The sequence below is a fragment of the Ammoniphilus sp. YIM 78166 genome, assembly GCF_004522215.1.
Classification (GTDB): domain Bacteria; phylum Bacillota; class Bacilli; order Aneurinibacillales; family RAOX-1; genus YIM-78166.
Window position 1 is genome coordinate 1 of record NZ_SDLR01000028.1, and the last position, 4828, is coordinate 4828.

Sequence of the window (4828 nt, forward strand, 5' to 3'; positions counted from 1 at the left end):
TAAGACAACGAAGTTAATGAGATGAGCCGCGCTAGGGATTCCAACTTTATCAAAAATCAACACAAAGGGGCTGCCGTTTGTACCGATCTCATTTATTACGGGGTGTCGACTGCCAAACAGCTATCTATCATTGAAAAGCATCAAGTAGAATTCGTAGATCCTAGTCAGGTTTACACATGGATCACTCTTCAGACTTTTTTCAATACCAGGATCCATTGAAGCATGTGTACAAATTTCAGTTCAAGCCATTACTTTTGGACATAAACACCCATTTTGTAAAACCGCATGCGGTGGAAGGGTATTTTAGACAGGATGGAACTTATGTCGAGGGATACTATCGGGCAATACTCGTATAGATCGACCGCTTGAAGCGGGTGGAGGGTATGTGAGGAGTAATCCAGATGGAGTAGAGTGGACGTGAGGTAAAGGTGGAAGCCTTTTGATACGAGAAACCGGTAAGTTCATTGGTCAGGCCGCTGGCTTTGTTCTAGGCAAACCGATTAAATATTTGGGAGAAAAGACTGGAGTAGATCTTATAAAGGGTATTGGCGACGGGTCTTATTGATAAAAATAAGGAGCAGCGAGACCGAGGCTTAGGTGAGGTAGGGGAGGCTGTAGGCAGAACAGCTAGAGGGGTAGTACAAACGGCAAAGGGAGTCTATCAAGCAGCCGGTTTAGTTAAAGTTGCTGCCGTAGGAACACTTGCGTTTGGTATTGTTGACTTTAAAGACGCTTCTGATGCAGTGTTAGCCGATCCAGGGAGTATTCCCTGACTCGCAACTGGCTTCTCTTTTTACCCCCATTCAAGTGGAGCAGATTGCATTAGGTGAGACCCCTGACGGGTATGTATGGCACCATTCGGAGGTTCCAGGAAAGATGGAGCTCGTAGACGAGGAAACCCATGCGCAGTCCGCCCATACTGACGGTCGATCGTTATGGGGTGGTGGCTCCTCATATCGATGATGAAAGTGGTGGGTGAATTACCAAAAACTTAACGAGCAAGTATAAGTCTATTACAGCCAATATTGTTGATTTAACAATAACAACGGAACAGACTTTAACCATACCCTATTGGTATTTTAAAACACCTCATCCAATGGACATTTCATTTAGATTAGATGCTAGTGCTACAGCAGGGGCGAAAGGTAATTTATTTGTGAAGATCGACTAAAACCCAACCAAATAACACTTTTTTACAAAAAGAACAAAATTTGAACCTAATGTAAACATAATTACTCAAAATTCGATATACAAATATTTGAGAAGTTTATGCAAAGTCTTTTTTTATAGTGGGAGGAGAATAAGTATGAAAACTAAATTTGAAACTATGGAGACATTGGCTACTATGAATGGTCAGTTAATCGATATCGGACACAAAATAAGCAAAGGAAATATTTCAAATGAAGATGTTGTTAAACAGTTAATGGATGTTGAAAAAATATTGCATCAACTAATTCAAGTACTCATGTGAGTGATATTTGTTGTATTAAAGGGATTCAACAGCGAAACAACAACCCGAGCAAAAACACTTTTTAAAACACCTATCTTTGATCTGGTGTTTTTTCTATGGTTATTAACTCATTCATATCGTCGATTTTTAAAACATTTGCGATCTTTTCTAAATGATTAAGATCAACTTTTTCTCGATTATTGCGGCTCATTTCGCTGATGGCTGCTTGTCTTATATTCGTAAGCTGAGATAATTGCATCTGAGTCATTTTGCGTTTTTTAAGTAAGTTTTGGATTTTAATTCGGACTAATCTCATAAAGGCTAGACCTCCTATATTTATTCCTACTTTATTTTTAAACGATACCATGAAAAATATGCATTTGGTTATACGTATAAGCGTATAATTAGAGGGTGAAATTTTTGTTGGAGGATAAGAGATTATGGGGAAATTAGAAATAAACCGTATTATTGATTTAATGCGAATGGATTCGAACAATTTTAATGACGTGATTAGTATGGAGTTACGAGATCAGTTAATTGAGGACTATGGACTGACTTATAAAGAAATAAATATTGTTGAGTTAACTTTAAGTAGAGCGTATAGAAATATCTATGAGTTGCTTTGCTGATATATAGATCATTTCGAGAACAAGCTTGCGATGGTCTTTTTCTTTTTAACCAAAACCAACTTTGGCCGTTCCTACAATGGGGACGGCTTTTCTTTTCAGACAGTACAGTTTAAAAAACTTTAACGAAAATTTTAAATGTATGCTAAAATATTTTTTATTGATTCTGAAGGAGTAATTCTGGATGTTTAAAAAGACTTGTATTAATTGTGATTCCCCTTCGTATGGAAGTTCCAACGATCAATGGATCTGCCCTTTTTGTGAAACCGACCTGACAGAAGTCCCCTCCGAGGAACTGGATGTTGGTACTATAGAATTAGAAGAATTTCTAAAATTGGGTTAAAAGTCTTGTGGTAGTTGGTAACAAGAGTTATAATTTGAATATATTCCTACAAAATAATGCAAAATATGACATATAACTACATATAAGTTGTTTCCCTTCGACAACGGCAAACCTATCGAAAGGTAGGGACGCAAAGCCACGGGTCTAAAGCAAACATTTTGCTATGATCGCCGGGTTACCGAAAAGTTGGATTGCATACCATCTTTCATTTTGTCATTTTGAAGGATGGTTTTTTTATTGATTGGGGGAGAATTACATTGAAGAAGCTTCTAGAAACCTTGAAGAAGCACCATTCAGATACTTATGAACACTGTATTAGAGTAGCGGGCTTGTCACTAGCAATTGCAAAAGCAATGAGTATCCATGATAAGGAACAACAACAAATTGTTTATTATGGTGGATTACTACACGATATAGGTAAATTAAAAATCAGTAAGGATATTTTAAGTAAACCCGGGAAGTTAAGTTTTGAAGAATGGAGCCTAATTCAAAAGCATCCTATATTTGGTTATGAACTATCACAAGCTGATGAGTCTATTCATCATGATATAAGTTATACAATTTTATTTCATCATGAAAGAATCAATGGTAAGGGGTATCCTTTCGGAATCAGTGGCGATGCAATTCCACTGAGTTCACAAATTGTCGCTGTTGCTGACAGTTTTGATGCTATGACGAATCATCGTTCATACCAGAAGGAAAAGTCACCAAAAGAAGCACTGGATGTGATCATAGGGGATAAAGGAACACTATTCTCCACCATAATTGTGAAGAAGTTGATCGAGGTATTAAATAAATAATATAACAGGGGATCTCGCAAAGCCACGGAATATTCCGGAGGCTTTTTTTATGGAAAGGAATGATAAAGAAAAATTGAACTTTGGTTTCAGTATTTTTTAAGGGAAAGGAGGAAATGAATATATGTAGAATTTTGTCGTAAAGGATCGAATGGTGAAATGAGTCTTGAATCGATCATTGAGGTAACCTCATGGGTAGTTATGGTTATTCTTCTTCTGATTTTTGTACCGAAAACGAAATTTCGTGATGCTCAGGTAATATTTCTTTTCCATCAAACGATGACTTGGTTTTTGGGGATTTTAGTAGTGGAATTGAGATGGTTGGAGTACCCAGTTCGTTTCTTGGCTTTTGCGATTCGAACTAGTTTCACCTTTGAATTTTTTGTTTTTCCAGCTCTTGCGATCCTTTTCATATTAAAGTATCCAGTAGCAAAAGGGAGACTTGGTCGAATAACCTATGCAGTTGCTTTTACAACAATATTAACGATATTCGAAGTCGTGCTGGAGAAGTATACTGATCTCATTGAATATCACGAGTGGACGTGGTATTGGACCTGGATTGCTATACTGGTCACATTCTATGTGTCACGCAAATACTACAATTGGTTTTTTAAAAATAGGTTTAATTGAGACCATCTCGCGGATCTGTGCGGAGTGGTCTTTTTCTTTTCTAACCAAATCGAACTTCGGAAAGAAAAATCCGATTACTTCAATTTAGTAATCGGAAGGTCAAAGTAAATGATAATAAAAATAGTAAATCCCAAACTGACTAACCATGCCCACAATGGCTTTGTATGATGCAGTCTTAACAGAGGGAACATCATAGACCAGACCAAGACTGACCACCAAAAATTCCAACCATTATGGTATGTAGTTATGTTCGTTAAAACAAAGAAATATTCGATTAACGAGTTTCCAACAACCCAGATAGTAATATACGCTAATTGTTTAAATAATGGGGATTTATAGGGATAGAGTGAAAGATAGATCAATACTTTAGGTGGAAAGTGAAGGAACGTTATATAAAAATCGGTAATCGTATGGTTGGGAATGAATAACGATTTTTCAAAAAGCCACAACCCGTGTTCGTAGGTCAGAATGGAGCAGAAAAAGTCCAATAATATCGGAAACAGAATCGTGGGATAATATTTTTTCCAATTTTTCCAATCCCCCAAAAGCCAAGCTAGGATGAAGAGTGCGAAAGTGGCAAAGACCAGTGTGTATGAACCGATGACGTATAACATAAGGCCTCCAACAGAGAATAGAATACTTCTTGTTCTATTGTTTACCATCTCATGTGTTTTTTAAAGTCTCTATATAAGACTCAATCAAAAAAAACTAACCCAATGGTCTTTTTATATTTATAAGAATATATAAAAAGTAATACTGGTAAAAACAACAAAATTTTGGAGTGCGATGAATGTTTTTTCCATTGGGTTTCTGTCAAGCCCATTATGCTATTACAATAGGGGCTCTGAGAGTGACAGTGTGGTAAACTGACGATAAAATAAACAAAGAAAAGAAGGGCCGCGATGAAAATCGGCCCCTCAGCTCATGAATCCCCTTTATGTCGAATCCTTTTTTTTCATTTGATACCCTATATAAAGGATAA

The 4828-nt window shown here is 36.9% G+C and carries 8 protein-coding genes and 1 riboswitch; of the genes, 6 read left to right on the forward strand and 2 right to left on the reverse strand.

Translation table 11 applies throughout. From position 1 onward, the window contains the following. Positions 1–439 precede the first annotated feature (439 nt). The 4 genes from EIZ58_RS35015 (at position 440) to EIZ58_RS34085 (ending at position 1471) form a co-directional block, all read left to right on the forward strand. Positions 440–565 (forward strand): hypothetical protein, encoded by a 126-nt coding sequence (locus tag EIZ58_RS35015; protein WP_255438525.1) that lies wholly within the window; start codon positions 440–442, stop codon positions 563–565. Next, positions 546–773 (forward strand): hypothetical protein, encoded by a 228-nt coding sequence (locus EIZ58_RS32540; protein WP_134705208.1) that lies wholly within the window; start codon positions 546–548, stop codon positions 771–773. The genes EIZ58_RS35015 and EIZ58_RS32540 overlap by 20 nt, the downstream gene beginning before the upstream one ends. Positions 774–807: 34 nt before the next feature. Further along, a complete protein-coding gene (locus EIZ58_RS32545) occupies positions 808–963 on the forward strand; it encodes an HNH endonuclease (RefSeq protein WP_240689499.1) in 156 nt (51 codons plus the stop codon). A gap of 343 nt (positions 964–1306) precedes the next feature. Beyond that, entirely contained in the window at positions 1307–1471 is a 165-nt protein-coding gene (locus tag EIZ58_RS34085; protein WP_167578111.1) for a hypothetical protein, read from the forward strand. A gap of 70 nt (positions 1472–1541) precedes the next feature. On the opposite strand, the gene EIZ58_RS32550 is transcribed toward EIZ58_RS34085, so the two are convergent. Beyond that, complete coding sequence (locus EIZ58_RS32550) at positions 1542–1766, reverse strand: helix-turn-helix domain-containing protein (RefSeq protein WP_134705209.1); 225 nt, start codon at positions 1764–1766, stop codon at positions 1542–1544. Between the two features lie 748 nt (positions 1767–2514). After that, positions 2515–2602, forward strand: a riboswitch (cyclic di-GMP riboswitch). 74 nt (positions 2603–2676) lie between these two features. On the opposite strand from EIZ58_RS32550, the gene EIZ58_RS32555 reads away from it, so the two are divergent. Continuing rightward, a complete protein-coding gene (locus EIZ58_RS32555; RefSeq protein WP_167578112.1) occupies positions 2677–3219 on the forward strand; it encodes an HD-GYP domain-containing protein in 543 nt (180 codons plus the stop codon). Between the two features lie 156 nt (positions 3220–3375). Then, positions 3376–3846 (forward strand): CBO0543 family protein, encoded by a 471-nt coding sequence (locus EIZ58_RS32560; RefSeq protein WP_134705211.1) that lies wholly within the window; start codon positions 3376–3378, stop codon positions 3844–3846. Positions 3847–3920: 74 nt separating this feature from the next. On the opposite strand, the gene EIZ58_RS35305 is transcribed toward EIZ58_RS32560, so the two are convergent. Further along, positions 3921–4508 (reverse strand): CBO0543 family protein, encoded by a 588-nt coding sequence (locus tag EIZ58_RS35305; protein WP_370297891.1) that lies wholly within the window; start codon positions 4506–4508, stop codon positions 3921–3923. Positions 4509–4828 lie beyond the last annotated feature (320 nt).